This window comes from Haloferula chungangensis (assembly GCF_042664875.1).
GTDB classification, from domain to species: Bacteria; Verrucomicrobiota; Verrucomicrobiia; order Verrucomicrobiales; family Akkermansiaceae; genus Haloferula; species Haloferula chungangensis.
This window is the reverse complement of sequence record NZ_JBHTBS010000009.1, coordinates 1-16,012: the sequence shown is the minus strand read 5'-3', so window position 1 is coordinate 16,012 and position 16,012 is coordinate 1. Positions and strand designations below refer to the sequence as shown.

The following is a 16,012-nucleotide window of genomic DNA, read 5'->3' as shown; positions in this document are numbered from 1 at the left end:
TGTGGACCTTTGGTGGTGATGCATCATCCTGAAAGGCCCTCGAACCGGGCCGATGCAATGTTTGGATACGGAAAAATGAGCGGCTGTGCCGTCGCGGCGATGAGCGCATTGGCCGAGCATCACCAGAATGGTGAGCGGCTGAGTTCGCAGCAGATTGCGGAATCGAGAAACCTCTCGCAGCCCCTGGTGGCCAAGGTCCTGACGGTGCTTTCTCAAGCGGACTTCGTGGTAGGAACGCGCGGTCCCGGTGGTGGCTATCGGCTCGCCAGGCCCCCTTCCCAGATCACCGTTCACGATGTGGTCGAGCTTTTCGAAGGCCACCGCGATCCGAGCGCCTGTCCTTTTGGTCCAGGATGGTGCGGTGTCGGCGACCCCTGCCCGCTTCACGACACCCTCTTCGGGATGGCTGACGCCGCTGCGAGCAAACTTCAGAAAAAGACCTTTGCGATTTTTGCCACCCATTCGAAACCTCAGTAGCCAATCGGAACCGATGAAGGAAACCGGCCGGATATCCATGCTGATCCGAGCGCTCTGCCTCCTTCTGATCGTCCTTCCCTATTCGCCCCTCAAGGCAAAGGATCCGCTGTCCCTCGATCGCATCGTCGTCATCGGCGCCAGCGTCTCACGTGGCTTTACCGAGAGCGAACCATTCGGTGGTGAGAAGTCGAAGCTCCTGCGCTTCGATCGCTATCTTGACGCCGCCCTGAGGGCTCCACACGGCAAGATCGTCAACGACTCCAATCACCTCTTCTTTGTCTCACCTGAGAAGGAATCGGCGAAGCAACTCGAGCGGCTCAGGCACCGGAAACCTACGCTCGTCATCGGCATCGATTACCTCTTCTGGTATCTCTACGGATACCCGGAGAACACCGGCGACCGGCTCGAGCTCTTCGATCGCGGCCTGGAGTCGCTTTCGAAAATCGAAGTGCCATTGATCATCGGGGACATCCCCGACGCCTCGGCCTCGATCGGCCACATGCTTGCCCGCGCCATGGTCCCGGATGCCGAGACCAGATCTGAGGCGAATCGCCGGCTGGCGGCGTGGGCCGCCAAGCGACCTCAGGTTTCAGTCATCTCCCTCAGCTCCTTCCTCCGGTCCTGCGAAGCCAACGCCGCGATCACCGTTGGACCGCTCAGCTTGAAGCAAGGCAGCACCCGAGAACTCCTTCAAGCCGACCGACTTCACCCCACCCCGATGGGCTGTGCGACACTGGCTCTGGCCGTCTTCGCCAGCTTCGACGGTGATGACCTGAAGCCGGATCAGATCGTTTGGAACCCTGCGGAGATCCTTCGTTTGATCCCAGTCGACTGATCACTGCTCGGCCTCCTGTCTCAGCCTTGAGACACCTTTGCCAGCAGTAGCAACTCTCTCAATCTCGTCTCCTCGCTGGCTGAAGTCTTCGCCACGAATCCGCGCGCATGCGCAAAATGCACATCATCCTGAGTCTCGATCCGGGTGAAATCGAAACGGGGATCATCATTGAATCGAGACATGCCATAACCTGATCCACGCCGATCAGGATAAACCATGCCGGCCACCTCGTCCTTCAACCCGATCGACTCAATGTAGCGACCAAGTCCGGCGGATGCCTCCTCCGGCATCGGGTCCGTGCGAGGCATGAACAAGATCTTCAATCCGCCCACTTCCCAGATCGATGCATTGCCAGCGACAAACTCAAGACGCTCACGCAGAGACCGAACAAAGTCCAGAAGGTCCTCTCCGATCCAGCGCATGACTTCATAAAGGGGATCGCCAGCCTGAAGTTTTGATGACTTGGCGAAGCGCCGCAGCAGCGTGATATCAATGGGGGAAATCAGCCGGGAAAGAACCTCGCGCTCCACGCCCAGCCACTTCGCCGTCGAGATCGGTCCTGTGACATCAAAACGCTCCGCAGTTTCCAACCACTCACAGAAACTACGTGCATCTTCGTAGACCCCGAGATCCATCAGCACCAGACTCAGTGCACAAATCGGTTCATGATCCTTCGGGAACTGATGGTGATCGAAATTCGATCGTGTTGGATCGTGTTCTCCGCCGACATCGATCACCGCCGTCGAGATATCATCAAGCTCCGCCTGCTCCGGCTCTTTTCTTACGATTTCGCATCCATGGACGGATGCGAGCACGCAGCAGGCAAGAAATTCGTCCTTATGGGCGCCGCCGGGGTGAGTCAGGATACGGGTGATCTTCATGAGGGGGCGGACCCTAGCCAAGCTATCGCCGCATGCAACCCCGCGCACATGACATCCGGACACAAAAAAAGCCGCCGCAGGACCAGAGGTCCCGCGGCGGCCATTGAAATATCAGTTAGAGGCTTCCCTTGAGCTGCTCAAACTTGGCTTCGAGGGCCGCGAGCTCCTTGCGGGCAGCTGCGATTTCCTTGTCAGCCTGGGCCATGGCGGCGAGCACTTCGGAACGTCCACCTGATCCAGTAGCCGAGGCCTTGGCCTTGCTACCTGGAGGGCGTCCACGACGGGCAACCTTACCGGCTTTCTTGGAGACCTTCGAAGAAGCCTTGCCGACTTTCTTGGCGCCGCCTTTCAGCCACGCACCAACCGTCAGTTGGCTTACTCCGAATTTCTTTGATGCATTAGCAGCGCCGCCACGTCCGTTAGCCGCATTGTACTCATTGACGAAATCAATGATCTCCTGCTTCTCCTCGTCGGTGTAGCGCTTGCCCTTGGTGCTTTTCTTATTAGCCATGGCCAAAGCTGTTACGGGTAAGAGATGAACTCAAGCAATGTTTTTTTTACATATCGAAGATATTTTCCCTGAAGCATCAAACATTGCTCCGGGAGAATTCACTTATACTGGATCATCAACTTGCCCTTGCCGCCCGCGTTCTTTGCAGGGTCCGGGGTCCAAACCAGTGTAAAACCCTGGGCAATCGGATTCGTCTTGGGATTCTCAATCTCAAAAGATCCGATATCTCCGGCATCAAACTCAAACTTGTCACCTTTGTAGTAACTGATGTCCGCTTCCGCCCAGCGAATCGCCTGACATTGCTTCGCCACGACGTCTTCGGGGACTTCCCCTTTGAATTTGGCCTTCGTCTTGTCCACCATCACAAATTCGAAACGGTCATCCTCGACCCGCTCCATAAGTTCCTCCTCATCCTTGGTGTGGCGATAGGAGTTCGGCACCGTGACGCGAACGGCAAAGCGGATCGGATTCTCGGTCAACTCGCCCTTATCAAGTAGCTGGCCACTGCAGTAGACTTCATCGCCATCGATCTCGATGTGCACTTCATACTTTGCACCACCGGTCACCGTGCCACGGAATGAGACTTTTTCTGCTTCATTCGACTCGGGAGTAATGGCCTCCCAGCCGTCTTCCAGCGGCTTTTTGACAATATCCCGACCACTCGAGCTCGTTTCCAGGATCACCGGCTTGATCGAAATCCAGCCATGCTGGGAAACCCGCTCCTTGCTCTTGTTATCAATCGGAATCAACGAAGCCTCGCCGTCGGGATTCACCCCGAAATGGAACTTCTTCCCTTCATAACCGGAATACCATGCAGTCCACGGCTTCTCGAAGAGTTCAGGAAGTTCTCCGGCAAAAACGGAGGCGGATGTCAGCAGAAGTAGAGCAATTGACTTTTTCATGACGTGCTGTAGTCAAGACTCGGACTTCAATCTTTGCCAGTGGTTTCCTTACATGAATGCCGAAAAACTAGCTCACTCAGCTGACAACGACCGCCAAGCGCCCGATGATATCGCTCCGGAACTCCATGCCATGTGGCTTGCTAGAAACGGACAATGGGACAAGGCCCACGACCTTTGCCAGAAGATCCCCGGCAGCGCCGGCTCCTGGATCCACGCCTGGCTCCACCGTCAGGAAGGCGATTATGGGAACGCATGTTACTGGTATTCCCGCGCAGGAAAACCTGCGCCCGCCGCCGACGCCTCGCTGGATGACGAATGGTTAGGCATTGTTGAGAGTCTCATCTGATCGATCCAATTATTTAAAAATCATCGGAGAACTCGCTTGAGATCCATCACCATCCCATCTTTCCACCCCACTATTTTATCGTTCTCGGAAATCTGAACTCTGAGGATCGTCCGATCGCGAGGTGGGGCCCGCTTTCCATCGATTCCAATCCGGCCACTTATTCGAAAAATCGATGCCGATCGATATCGCGACGGTCTTTCTTGGTGGGCCGCCCCTGTGATCCTTCCTTCCGACTCGTTCGATCCACGGACCACAAACGCCGAAGCTCCATCACGTCCTCGGACGTCAGATCTTCGCAATTCATGCGTGCATCAGCAGCGCCAACCCTGCGCTCGATCAGTCCCAAGACCCGCACCACCCGGGTTCCTGGTCCTTCCTGAAAGGGAAGTTCAATCAACTCTCCCCCACGAATCGGACTGGCGGCCTTGAGGATTCGGCCACTCGATTTCACCCGACCACTCTCGCAGGCCTGAGCGGCGAGCGAGCGCGTTTTAAACAAACGCACCGCCCAAAGCCACTTGTCGAGTCGCACCGATTCCACGCCCCATTGATCGCGCATCATCGACCTGAGTTCAAGTCATCACATCCGGGGTTCAATCCTCCAGTGAGCTGATATCGTCCTCCGTATCAAACACCCCATCAGGTCCCGACGACCGGAGTTCAAAGGGTTTCTCGACACTCGTTTTGCTTCGATTGATGTAGCGATATTCTTTCTGCCACGGATCAAGCGGAATCCGATCCATCAGCCTTACCCAGCGATCACTGGCCGCCATGCCTGCGGGCCTGTTCACCAATACCGAAAGCCCCTCCGCCGTTTCCGGGAATCGCCCCATGTTGATTTCAAACATCCGAAGCGCGGCACCAATGGAAATCCAGTCGCTTGGGATCCGGCGATGCACGGTGCCACTGACCGGCGACATCACTCCGCTATAGTAGATCACGCTCACCATTGCAGCCCCACATGAGAACGCACCAAGCCCTGCAAATGTTGACTTCTTCATCCCCTGCTGAATGCCGCCGCATTCACGGATTGTCTGAAGCCATTCGAAGTGGCTGCTAGACCTCCGAAGCCCGCCGCTTCCTCGTCGTGCTCAGCTGCCCGCAACCCGCACCCACATCGATCCCGCGTCTTTGCCTGACCGTCACCGGCAGGCCCGAGTCGAGCAGCACTTTCTGAAATGCCTCCACCTTGTCCCATTCCGGAGCCGCGCCGCCGTAGCCATCGGTGGGATTCAGAGGAATCAGGTTCACGTGGACCGTCATCCCCTTCAGCAGCTTCGCCAGCTTTTCGGCCTGCTCCAGACTATCATTCACGCCCCCGATCAGCGTCCACGCAATGAAGACCTCAAGCCCCTTGATCTCGGTGTACTCGCGACACGCCGCCATCAAATCCGCCAGCGGCCAGCGCCGGTTCACGGGAATGAGCTTTCCGCGTTCCTCATCCGTCGCCCCATGCAAACTAACAGCCAGCGAATATTTCTGCGGATGACGCGCCAGCTTGAGGATGCCGGGAATGTGACCAACGGTGCTAACCGTGACCTTCGTCGCACCGATCCCCATCCCGCGAGTGTCGGTTAGAATGTCCAGCGCGCGCATCGTTTCGTCGAAATTGTGCAACGGTTCACCCATCCCCATCATCACCAGATTGCGGATCTTCTCACCATGCTTCACCTCCACCTCAGCCGCCACATGCTTCGCCTGAGCCACGATCTCGCCCGCCGTCAGGTGTCTGGAAAAACCCATCTGCCCGGTCGCGCAGAACACGCATCCCATCGCGCACCCCACCTGGGTGCTCAGGCAGGCCGTGAAGCGTCCTGGAAATCCCATCAGCACCGATTCCACCTCGGCTCCGTCCGGCAGCCTCAGCAGGAACTTGTTGGTCCATCCATCACCGCTCGGCGTCTCGGCGACCCGCTCCACCGCCGTCCTCAGATCTCCCTTCCAGGCCTCGATCCAGCGCATCAGCGGCGGGCGCATGTCCTTTTCGATATCCCGCTGGAGCCAGCGGAAGAGCGGCAGCGTGTGGCTATGATTCACCCCGTCCGCTGCAAGCATTTCGCCCAGCTCCTCGAATCTTCTGCCGTCCAGTGCGCCGTCCACCCGCGCAGCTTTTCCGATCCGCAAGAACGATCAAGTTCGATTTGCCCGCAACTCTCCCTTCCGCAGCGAGCAAGCCGCTGTCAATCTGCCCGTTTCAAGCCGCTTTTCCCTTTGCCTCGCCTACGCATTCCTTCAGTTTGCTGACGTTCCGAACAACCCATGACCCACCCAACTTTTCCAGCCCTCGCCATCCTTCTCACGGGCCTGACTTCCGCCGAATCCCTGGATTGGCAGAACCCCGCCGTTTTCCGTATCAATAAGGAGGCTCCCCGAGCCACCAGTCTTCCCTTTCCCGATCGGGACACAGCGCTTGCCAAATCCCGCAGCGAATCCCCCTGGTTCCAATCCCTCAATCATCGCCCCGAGACCCAAGGCATGAGCGCGGTGCCCGTCCTGTTGGATGACGATGATGGCCCATGGAAATTCCACTACAGCGGAAACCCATCCAGCCGCCCGGTCGATTTCTACAAACCCGACTTCGATGCCTCCGGCTGGAAAAGCATCCCCGTCCCCTCGAACTGGCAGATCCACGGCTACGGCCTCCCCATCTATACCAATTCCGAATACCCCTTCGAAAAGAATCCACCCTCGGTGATGGACACGCCTCCCGGCCACTTCACCAACTTTCCCGAAGCCGATCGCAACCCCGTCGGCAGCTACCGTCGCCACTTCACCATTCCCGCCGACTGGAAGGATCGCCACACCTTCATCAACTTCGGCGGTGTCGACTCCGCCTTCTACATCTGGCTCAACGGCCAAAAAGTCGGCTACTCCCAGGACTCACGCACCCAGGCCGAGTTCGAGCTCACCAAGTACCTCAAGGACGGCGAGAACCTGCTGGCAGTCGAAGTCTATCAGCACTCCGATGGCTCCTACCTCGAAGACCAGGACATGTGGCGCCTCAGCGGCATCTTCCGCGATGTCTATCTCTGGTCCTCCGCCCCGCTCCAGCTCCGCGACTTCTGGGTCAAGGCCGGACTCGCCGATGACTACACGACCGGCACCCTCGAAGTCGAAGCCCATCTCCGCGACCTTTCCGGCGAAGACGCCAAGGGAAAACTCAGCTTCGAGCTGCTCGATCCAGCAGGCAAGAAGGTCAGCGAAACCTCCAGCGACATTTCCGGCCCCACACTCAAGCTCTCCCTTCCCGATCTCCCCGGAGTCGACGCATGGTCCGCGGAAATCCCGACACTCTATACTTATATCCTCACCCTCAGCGATCGCAGCGGCAAAACCCTCGCCGTCCACTCCGGCAAGACCGGCTTCCGCCGAAACGAAATCAAAAACGGCAACTTCCTGCACAACGGAAAGCCAATCCTCATCAAAGGGGTCAATCGTCACGACCACCACCCGACCACCGGTCACTACGTCACCGAGCAGGACATGCGCGCCGACCTCCTTCAAATGAAGCGCGGTAACATCAACGCCGTCCGTTGCTCGCATTACCCGAACGATCCCCGCCTCCTCGAACTGTGCGACGAACTTGGCTTCTACGTCGTCGATGAAGCCAACATCGAGTCCCACGGCATGGGCTGGGGACCAAATGCCAACTCCATGGCCAAAGATCCCGCTTGGGGACCCGCCCACATGGACCGCATGAAAAACTGCCTCGAACGAGACAAGAACCACCCATGCATCATCATGTGGTCGATGGGCAACGAAGCGGGTGACGGCATCAACTTCCAGGAGATGTCGAAATACCTCCGCGAACGCGACCCATCACGACCGGTGCACTACGAACAAGCGCAACAGCGCCCCCACGTCGACCTCTTCGTGCCGATGTACGCGCCCATTCATCATTCCCGCCAATATGCCCAGAAGGAGGAGAAGAAACCTGCGGATCAGCAACGTCCGATGATCCAGTGCGAATACAGCCATGCCATGGGCAACTCGTCCGGCAACCTCGCCGATTACTGGGAGCTCTTCCGCTCCGAAAGACTCCTTCAGGGCGGCTTCATCTGGGACTGGAAAGACCAGGGAATCCTCACCCTCAGCCACCCATCCGATTGCGTGGAGGACCGCTCTTCTAACAAACTCACCACCAGCCTGATGGGCTCCCTTTCCCCCAGCGAAGGACTTTTCGGCGGTGGACTCATTGTGGAAAACAGCGACAAACTCGAACTCGAGAGCTCTCTAACATTGAGCGCCGTCGTGCGCGGGAATTTTGGCGGCAACAAGGCGAATGGAGGAGGCGACAACAACCGCAACGCCTCGGACGGCTACCCGATCCTCACCAAGGGCGACACCTCCTATTCGCTGAAGATCAACGCTTCCGGCACCGGCCTGGAGTTCTTCATCTACACCGACAAGTGGCAGACCGTCAGCGCACCCCTCCCCGAGAACTGGCGGTCGGAATTTCACCACCTCGCCGGCAGCTATGACGGCAAGGAAATCGCCATCTACATCAATGGCGAGAAAGTCGCTTCCAAAGCTGCCAGCGGAAAAATCAATCGTAACAGCCACGCTGTCGCTGTCGGCCTCAACACCGAAGAACCCACCCGCCGTTTCGACGGATCGATCCAACAGGTCGCCATTTATGCCGAGGCATTCAACACCGCAGCCGAATCAGATGCCCACCCCGCCCCCGTGCTCGAACTCGATTTCACCAAGGATGCCGCGAAGCCCAAAAGACGTCCCTACTTTGCCTACGGCGGCGACTTCAATGACCGCCCGAATCAGCGTTCATTCTGCCTGAACGGCATCGTACTCCCGAACAACGCTCCCGGACCGCAGTTCGATGAAGTGAAGAAAGTCCATCAGGACATCCATGTCTCCCCGGTCGATCTCAGCACGCCTGACATCAAGCTCAGCATTTTCAACGAACGCTTCTTCAAGGTTCTCAACGATTTCAAGGGATCATGGAAATTGCTCAAGGATGACCAGGAGATCGCCCAAGGCGTGATCGACTTCCCCGCCATCGCTCCCCAGCAGAAACACCAGGTCACCATCGCCACCGGAGTCACCCCGGACTCAACTTCCGAATACCTCATCCGCGTCCGTTTCGACCTCAAGGACAAGACCGAGTGGCACCCCGCCGGCTACCCGATGGCCTGGAACGAACTGGAACTTCCCTGGGGCAAGCGCACTCCTCCCACCCCCAGGAGCGATGGGGAGGCGGTCGTTGTCAACGAGACCGACACCGAGGTGATGCTCGAAAACAAAACCTTCAGCGCCACGATCGACAAGCAAACCGGAATGTTGAGTCGCTGGAACCTGGGAGACGAGTCACTCATGCTTTCGCCGATGCGATTCGATTTCTGGAGACCCATGACCAACAATGACGAAGGGGCCGGCTTCCAGCGGAATCTCAAGGTCTGGCGAAATGCCGGAGCCCATGCCCACGCCACCTCGGTGCAGGTCAGCCAGCAGGGGTCAAGTGTCGTGGTCACCTCGGAGCTCCGCATCCCCGCCGGCTCCAGCACCGCCACCGTCAAATGGACCATTTTTCCCTCCGGACAAATTGCCGTCGATGCCACATTCGAACCGAAGGGGCAGCTCCCGATCATCCCCCGCATCGGCATGCGCTGCGGCATCAGTCAGAAAAACCTCAAGTGGACCTGGTTTGGAAAAGGTCCCCAGGAGAACTACGAGGACCGTCGTAGTGGCGCATGGACCGCCGTCCACTCCGGCCCCGTCTCCACCCTCTTCAATCGCTACCTCGACCCTCAGGAAGCAGGCATCCGCACCGAGGTCCGCTGGGCAACTTTCACCTCACCCATGGGCGGTGCCGGATGGCGCGTCGATGCCACCGGAGACTCCCTTCTCGACATCGCAGCCATCCCCTATGACCCCCTCGATATCGAACTCGCCCGACACGGCATCGACCTCCTCAACCACGAGGAAATCACCCTTCGAATCGATCACAAGAACATGGGTGTCGGCGGCACCAACTCGTGGGGCCAGAAGCCACTCGAAAAGTATCAGATCAAACCAAAGGGCCGATATCAGTGGTCCTTCCTGCTGAGCAGCGAAGTCACCGCCAAACCTGCCAGCCGGCCGATCAGCCCCATCCCGCGGCAGATTCCCCGCCGTCCCGGCACCCTCCCGCAGCCAAAGACACCGGATGCCCCGCCTTCTTCTTCCCCAGCAAATTGATTTCTGATCCCCTAGCCCCAGAAACCCATGTCTCTGCAACTCAATCCACCTCTCGCCGATCTCGCCAACGACGCCGCCACCCTCCTCAGGGAGAACTTCCAGGCCGAAGCAAGCGTCACCGCCGCCGCCCCCGGTCGCGTCAACCTCATCGGCGAACACATCGACTACTGCGATGGCTTCGTCCTGCCTTTCGCCATCGATCGCTACGTGGTGATCGCCGCCACGAGCAATGACTCGCGCGAGGGCCGCATCGGCACCACCTTCGACGAAGCCGTCACCCTCGATCTCAACAAACGCAAGGAGCCCGGACAACCGAAGTGGGCCAACTACATCCGAGGCGTCATCCGTGGCTTCCAGGACCGCGGCCACCACATCCCGGGATTCGATGCCTTCATCGTCTCATCCGTCCCTCTCGGTGCCGGCCTTTCCTCTTCCGCCGCACTCGAGTGCGCCATGGCCACGGTTCTCGAAGGCCTCCTCGACACCGTTCTCGAAACCCGAGAAAAGGGACTGCTCTGCCAGAAAGCCGAACACGATTTTGCCATGGTCCCCTGCGGCATCATGGACCAGTTCGCCTCCGCCTTCGGACAGGCAAACCGCCTCGTTCTCATCGATTGCCAGACCGGCGAGCCCGAGCTCGTCCCCTTTGAAAACCCGGATCTCACCATCCTCGTTTCCAATACCAAGGTGAGCCACGAACTCTCCGACGGTGGCTACGCCGCCCGCCGAAAAAACACCGAAGACGGCCTCGCCATCATCGGAAAGAAGTCGTGGCGCGATGTCACCGCAGCCGATGTCGAAGCCGCCTGGGACAAACTCGGTGATCCGGTGAACCGCCGGGCGCGCCACGTCGTCGGCGAGATCGAGCGCACCATTTCCGCCTCGAAAGCCCTCGCCGCGAACGATTTCGAAGCCCTCGGCCCACTGATGGCTGCCAGCCACGCATCACTTCGTCACGACTTCGAGGTGTCCTGCAAGGAACTCGATCTGATGGTCGAAATCGCCCACAAGATCGGCCGCGCCGGCGGCGTCATCGGCGCCCGCATGACCGGCGGAGGATTCGGTGGTTCCACCGTCACTCTCTGCGAGTCCGGCAAGGCTGAAGCCATCGCTGCCACCCTCGCTGCCGAATACGAAGCCGCCACCGGCATCCAGCCCGACATCTTCGCCTCACGCCCATCCCGCGGCGCGCATCTGATTTAGCACAAGGAGCGGCGACTTCAGTCGCCATCGCCTCCTCACTTCATCAGCCGCGCTTCCAGCTCCTCGAGCGGCACCCCTTTGGTCTCCGGCACCATCAGCTTCACCCAGATCAGCTGGAGCACCATCATTCCCGCGAAGAACCCGAACACGGTAGCGCCAGAAAAAGCCTCCACCATCTTCGGAAAGAACAGGGTCAGCAGCGCCGCGAAAACCCAGTGCGTCCCGCAGCCAAAGGCCTGACCCGTCGCCCGGAATCGGTTCGGGAAGATCTCGGAAATGAACACCCAGATCACCGCCCCCTGCCCCACCGCATGCGCCGCGATGAAGGCAAAAATGCAGTAGGGAACGATCGTGAAATTCTCCGTCTGAAAGGCCCACGAGCATAGCCCGAGCGAGAGAATATATCCGGCCGAGCCGATATAAAGAAGCGTCCGGCGCCCCAGACGGTCAATCAACCACAGACCGACAAAGGTGAACACCAGGTTGGTGACCCCAATCCCCACCGACTGCAGCAGAGCCGCCTGCTCACCAAGCCCAGTCATCTGAAAAATCCGCGGAGCAAAATACAGCACCGCATTGATTCCCGAAAGCTGATTGAAGAACGCAATCAGAAAGGCCAGCGAGATCGGCGTCTTGAGCTGGGCACTCCAGAAGCCCTGAACCTTCGACTCCTTCGCCACCGCCGCCTCAATCTCATCCGCCGTTTTCTCCAGATCCGCACGGCTGCTCTCCGGATTCACCATCCCAAGCACCGCCGTTCCCGCCGCCCGATCACCCTTCTTGCCAATCAGCCAGCGGGGGCTTTCCGGAATCGTAAAGCACAGCGCCGCGTAAATCAGCGCCGGAATCGCTTCCACGCCCAGCATCCAGCGCCACGCATTCTCACCCAGACCTCCAATCAGGGTGTTCGACAAAAACGCCACGAGAATCCCGAAAACAATGTTGAACTGGAACAGACCCGTCAGCTGACCGCGCCTCCCCGGAGGCGAAATCTCCGAGATATACAGCGGTGCTGCCACCGTCGAAATCCCGACCCCCACCCCACCGATGAAGCGCGCGATAAAAAACGAGTAGGGATCATTCGCCAACGCCGACCAAAGGGCCGAAATCAGGTAAAGCGCTCCAACCGAAATCAGCGTCTTCTTCCGTCCGAAGGCGTCCGTAGGAATCCCCCCGATCAACGACCCGAGAACCGTTCCCCACAAGGCCGCCGAGATCGCCAAACCATGCGCATACTCGCTCAATCCCCACAGCTTCTGGATCTTCTGCTCCGCCCCGGAAATCACCACCGTATCGAAACCAAAAAGAAAGCCCGCCAGCGCAGACGTCAGAGACCAAAAAAACAACTTATTCATCGGTGGATTTATCTATCAGTCAAGAGCCCCACTAGAAATAGAGAACTCACAGGTTTCGAAAAAAATGCCCTCTTCATTCCAAAACACGAGAGTAAGGTGTCATCGATGCAATCACCCTGTAAACTCCGACTCGGAGCGCCAGTATCGTCCGACCATGCTCGCCCTCCTCGTCTTGCCAGCCCTGCTCGCCGCCCCCCTGCTCCACGCCGCCCAGCCTAACATCGTCATCCTCTATGCCGACGATATGGGCTACGGAGACCTCCGCGCGAATAACCCCTCATCGAAGATCCCCACCCCCAATCTCGACCGCCTCGCCGCCGAAGGCATGCGCTTCACCGACGGTCACTCATCGTCCGGCATCTGCACCCCCTCCCGCTACGCCCTCCTCACCGGCAGACATCACTGGCGCGACTTCCACGGCATCGTCAACGCCATGGGAGGCCCTGTCTTCAAACCTGGCCAACTCACCCTCCCCGCCATGCTGCAGAAAAATGGCTACACCACCGCCTGCATCGGCAAGTGGCACCTCGGCTGGGACTGGGATGCCATCAAACGCCCCGACGCCCAAACCAGCAGCACCCAGCAATGGGGAAAAAAGACCCCGGTCTGGGGCCACGAGGATTTCGACTGGTCCAAGCCCATCCCCGGCGGCCCCCTCGACCGAGGATTCGACCACTACTTCGGCGACTCCGTCATCAACTTCCCCCCCTACTGCTGGATCGAGGACAATAGAGTCACCCAAGTCCCCGACACCACCCTGCTCCCCGGAGAAATCACCGCCACCACCAAGGAAGGAAACTGGGAGGTCCGCCCCGGCCCCGCCCGCTCCGATTGGGACTTCTATCAAGCCCTCCCCACCCTCGCCGACAAGGGCGTCGCCTGGATCGAAGCCCGCAAGGACTCCGCGCAACCCTTCTTCCTCTACTTCCCCTTCCCCTCGCCTCACGCCCCGATCATCCCCACCGACGAATTCGACGGCAAATCCCAGGCCGGCCCCTACGGCGACTTCGTCTATCAGACCGACCACATCTGCGGCCGCATCCTCGAAGCCCTGGAGAAAGCCGGAAAGGCCGACAACACCATCGTCATCTTCACCGCCGACAACGGCCCCGAACAGTACGCCTACGCGCGCGATGAAAAATACGACCACTGGTCATCCGCCCCCCTCCGTGGCTCCAAGCGCGATATCTTCGAAGGCGGCCACCACGTCCCCTTCATCATCAAGTGGCCCGGCCTCATCAAACCCGGCAGCGCCTCCAGTGCCCTCATCTCCCAAACCGACATCATGGCCACCCTCGCCTCCGAGTTGAACTACGATCTCCCTAGTAATTCCGCCGCCGACTCCTTCGACTTCCTCCCCTACCTTAAAGGAGACACAGCCAGCGGACCTCGCACCACCATGGTCCACAACACCTACAAAAACGCCTATGCTCTCAGACAAGGCGATTGGGTCCTGATCGACGCCAAGTCCGGTGCCCAGAAAAAGACTCCTAAAGCCTGGCTGGAGAAGCACAACACCCCCGCCGAAGATCAACCTGTCGGACTCTACAACCTCAAGGAAGACCTCGGCCAGCGCCACAACCTCGCCGCCAAACACCCCGAAAAGGTCGCCCAACTCCAAGCCAGACTCAAAGAGATCCGCGCCAGCGACCACACCGCACCGAGGCTCGACTAAAGCCCGTCCCAGACAGCCTCCCGCATCTCCCGCAAATGAATCGCATGGACCCAAGCTCCCTACGATCAAGGAAGTCAAAGCCCTTCGCGCGGAAACCCCATGAGGAGCAGCCCTTCCGGAGCAGCAACCTGACTGTCGCTGGCCAACCCCGTGCCTTTCCGCGCAGCCCCAGAAGCGACCGCCCAAACGGACCGACGACTTCAGTCGGCATGTAAAACCAAGCCCCCCCAATCCCGTGCCTTTCCCTCAAGCGATCAAGCAAGAGAAGGAATGGGACCAGGATGAATGAGATCGATAGGATAAAGGCAACGAAATCCAACGATCGCAATGATCATCATGGTCGACCTCAATTCCCTCCTGAAGCCGAGCTCAACGGCTCCAAAATCCGATCCGCCTGTCCCTCCACAGCCTTAGCGGCGGAGAATCCGATCCATCCCATCCATCCCATCCATCCCATCCATCCCATCCATCCCATCCATCCCATCCATCTTGGTCCGAAAATATTCAGATCGAACCGCGGGAAACCGCGTGAGGCACAGCCTTTTACGCGGGAACCGCGTGAGACGCAGCCTTTTACACAAAGCAACGAGTTTTTGGCAGTGCCCGCCACGATTTCCAAGTGTCCTGACAAGAATTTCAAGAGTTCCTACTCCCTAGACGAGAGACCAAGTTCCTCTTACTGGAGGAATGGCTCCCTATACGGGAGGATTGCCTCCTCTTACGAGTGCTTTCATTCTCCGCACGGGAGTCATTACTCCTCTTACAAGAGAACTCACTCCTGAGACAGGAGATCCGGTTCCTTTCCCCGAACGAAAAACCATCCCTAAATCGCCAACCCTCCTCCCAGATAAGCCAATGAGCGCTTCCGCATCTTCACCAACTCCCTCCAAGGGGCTTCCCCTCGCTCAAGTCCTGCCCGCGATCTCCAGTCCCGTCCGTTGCGCCATCCTGCGCGAGCTTGCAAAGGGAGAATCACTGCCAAATGTCGAGCTTGCTAGGAGGCTGCGCACCACCCCCTCCGCCATTTCCAAGCACTTCAGTGTTCTCTATCGGCAGCGCGTCGTGAGTTTCAAGCATGGCCGCTACGTGATCGCCTCTGGCCTGCTTTCCGATGACCGCCAATCCATCGACTTTGGCTGTCTCCTCATCCGCCTCCATCACCGAGAGTGATTCTCAGATGTCTTCGAACTTATCGCCGAGTCACCGTTGCTTGAGGAAAAGGCGCGAGGAAGGAATCGGACCAAGATCTCACTTCTCACTTCTCACTTCTCACTTCTCACTTCTCACTTCTCACTTCTCACTTCTCACTTCTCACTCGTCACTGCCGCACAGCGGCCTCGAACCCATCCAGCGGACTCGTCACGCCCAAACCGCTCACCCCCATCGCCACATGCAGATAGATTTCTGTGGTGGTAATGTCCTGATGGCCCAACAACTCCTGGATCCTCCTCAAATCCACCCCCGCCTCCAAGAGATGCGTCGCAAACGAATGCCTCAGCGCGTGACTCGTTACCCACTTCTCGATTCCCACCTCCGCCGCCGCCCGCTTAATCGCATCACTATAGACCTGCGCGTGGAGATGATGCCGCCTCCTTACATTGCACTCCGGGTCCACCGATGTCTGCCGCGCCG

General features: G+C 58.6%; 15 protein-coding genes. 7 read left to right on the top strand and 8 right to left on the bottom strand.

The window, feature by feature from the left end; genetic code table 11:
* Positions 1 to 75 precede the first annotated feature (75 nt).
* Positions 76 to 477, top strand: a complete 402-nt coding sequence (locus tag ACFQY0_RS15930; RefSeq protein ID WP_379714327.1) for an RrF2 family transcriptional regulator — start codon at positions 76 to 78, stop codon at positions 475 to 477.
* A 37-nt stretch (positions 478 to 514) separates the two neighbouring features.
* Positions 515 to 1,312: a hypothetical protein gene (locus tag ACFQY0_RS15925; RefSeq protein WP_379714325.1), complete on the top strand. Its 798-nt coding sequence runs from the start codon at positions 515 to 517 to the stop codon at positions 1,310 to 1,312.
* Positions 1,313 to 1,332: 20 nt separating this feature from the next.
* Here the strand turns inward: ACFQY0_RS15925 and ACFQY0_RS15920 are convergent, their stop codons facing one another.
* From ACFQY0_RS15920 to ACFQY0_RS15910, 3 genes are all read right to left on the bottom strand, one after another.
* Complete coding sequence (locus ACFQY0_RS15920) at positions 1,333 to 2,193, bottom strand: MYG1 family protein (RefSeq protein ID WP_379714322.1); 861 nt, start codon at positions 2,191 to 2,193, stop codon at positions 1,333 to 1,335.
* A gap of 115 nt (positions 2,194 to 2,308) precedes the next feature.
* Positions 2,309 to 2,704 (bottom strand): hypothetical protein, encoded by a 396-nt coding sequence (locus ACFQY0_RS15915; RefSeq protein ID WP_379714319.1) that lies wholly within the window; start codon positions 2,702 to 2,704, stop codon positions 2,309 to 2,311.
* Between the two features lie 98 nt (positions 2,705 to 2,802).
* A complete protein-coding gene (locus tag ACFQY0_RS15910; protein WP_379714316.1) occupies positions 2,803 to 3,606 on the bottom strand; it encodes a hypothetical protein in 804 nt (267 codons plus the stop codon).
* A 52-nt stretch (positions 3,607 to 3,658) separates the two neighbouring features.
* On the opposite strand from ACFQY0_RS15910, the gene ACFQY0_RS15905 reads away from it, so the two are divergent.
* Positions 3,659 to 3,952: a hypothetical protein gene (locus ACFQY0_RS15905; RefSeq protein WP_379714313.1), complete on the top strand. Its 294-nt coding sequence runs from the start codon at positions 3,659 to 3,661 to the stop codon at positions 3,950 to 3,952.
* Between the two features lie 157 nt (positions 3,953 to 4,109).
* Here ACFQY0_RS15905 and ACFQY0_RS15900 read toward each other — a convergent pair whose 3' ends face one another.
* From ACFQY0_RS15900 to rlmN, 3 genes are read right to left on the bottom strand one after another with little or no spacing between them, the layout of a single operon-like run.
* On the bottom strand, positions 4,110 to 4,514 hold the full coding sequence (locus ACFQY0_RS15900) for an RNA-binding S4 domain-containing protein (protein ID WP_379714310.1): 405 nt from the start codon (positions 4,512 to 4,514) through the stop codon (positions 4,110 to 4,112).
* Between the two features lie 31 nt (positions 4,515 to 4,545).
* A complete protein-coding gene (locus ACFQY0_RS15895; RefSeq protein ID WP_379714307.1) occupies positions 4,546 to 4,953 on the bottom strand; it encodes a type II secretion system protein GspG in 408 nt (135 codons plus the stop codon).
* A 55-nt stretch (positions 4,954 to 5,008) separates the two neighbouring features.
* The gene (rlmN, locus tag ACFQY0_RS15890) at positions 5,009 to 6,076 is read right to left on the bottom strand and encodes a dual-specificity RNA methyltransferase RlmN (RefSeq protein ID WP_379714304.1); all 1,068 of its coding nucleotides are present in this window, start codon (positions 6,074 to 6,076) and stop codon (positions 5,009 to 5,011) included.
* Between the two features lie 135 nt (positions 6,077 to 6,211).
* Between rlmN and ACFQY0_RS15885 the strand changes: the two genes are divergently transcribed.
* Positions 6,212 to 10,147: a glycoside hydrolase family 2 TIM barrel-domain containing protein gene (locus ACFQY0_RS15885; RefSeq protein ID WP_379714301.1), complete on the top strand. Its 3,936-nt coding sequence runs from the start codon at positions 6,212 to 6,214 to the stop codon at positions 10,145 to 10,147.
* A gap of 27 nt (positions 10,148 to 10,174) precedes the next feature.
* Entirely contained in the window at positions 10,175 to 11,350 is a 1,176-nt protein-coding gene (galK, locus tag ACFQY0_RS15880) for a galactokinase (RefSeq protein WP_379714299.1), read from the top strand.
* A 35-nt stretch (positions 11,351 to 11,385) separates the two neighbouring features.
* On the opposite strand, the gene ACFQY0_RS15875 is transcribed toward galK, so the two are convergent.
* Positions 11,386 to 12,705, bottom strand: coding sequence for a sugar porter family MFS transporter (locus ACFQY0_RS15875; protein ID WP_379714296.1), 1,320 nt, complete (start codon positions 12,703 to 12,705; stop codon positions 11,386 to 11,388).
* Between the two features lie 154 nt (positions 12,706 to 12,859).
* Between ACFQY0_RS15875 and ACFQY0_RS15870 the strand changes: the two genes are divergently transcribed.
* Both ACFQY0_RS15870 and ACFQY0_RS15865 read left to right on the top strand, forming a co-directional pair.
* On the top strand, positions 12,860 to 14,380 hold the full coding sequence (locus tag ACFQY0_RS15870; RefSeq protein WP_379714294.1) for a sulfatase family protein: 1,521 nt from the start codon (positions 12,860 to 12,862) through the stop codon (positions 14,378 to 14,380).
* 855 nt (positions 14,381 to 15,235) lie between these two features.
* Complete coding sequence (locus ACFQY0_RS15865; protein WP_379714291.1) at positions 15,236 to 15,550, top strand: ArsR/SmtB family transcription factor; 315 nt, start codon at positions 15,236 to 15,238, stop codon at positions 15,548 to 15,550.
* Positions 15,551 to 15,698: 148 nt separating this feature from the next.
* On the opposite strand, the gene ACFQY0_RS15860 is transcribed toward ACFQY0_RS15865, so the two are convergent.
* Positions 15,699 to 16,012: tyrosine-type recombinase/integrase (locus ACFQY0_RS15860; RefSeq protein ID WP_379714288.1), on the bottom strand; the 314-nt coding region annotated here is incomplete at its 5' end.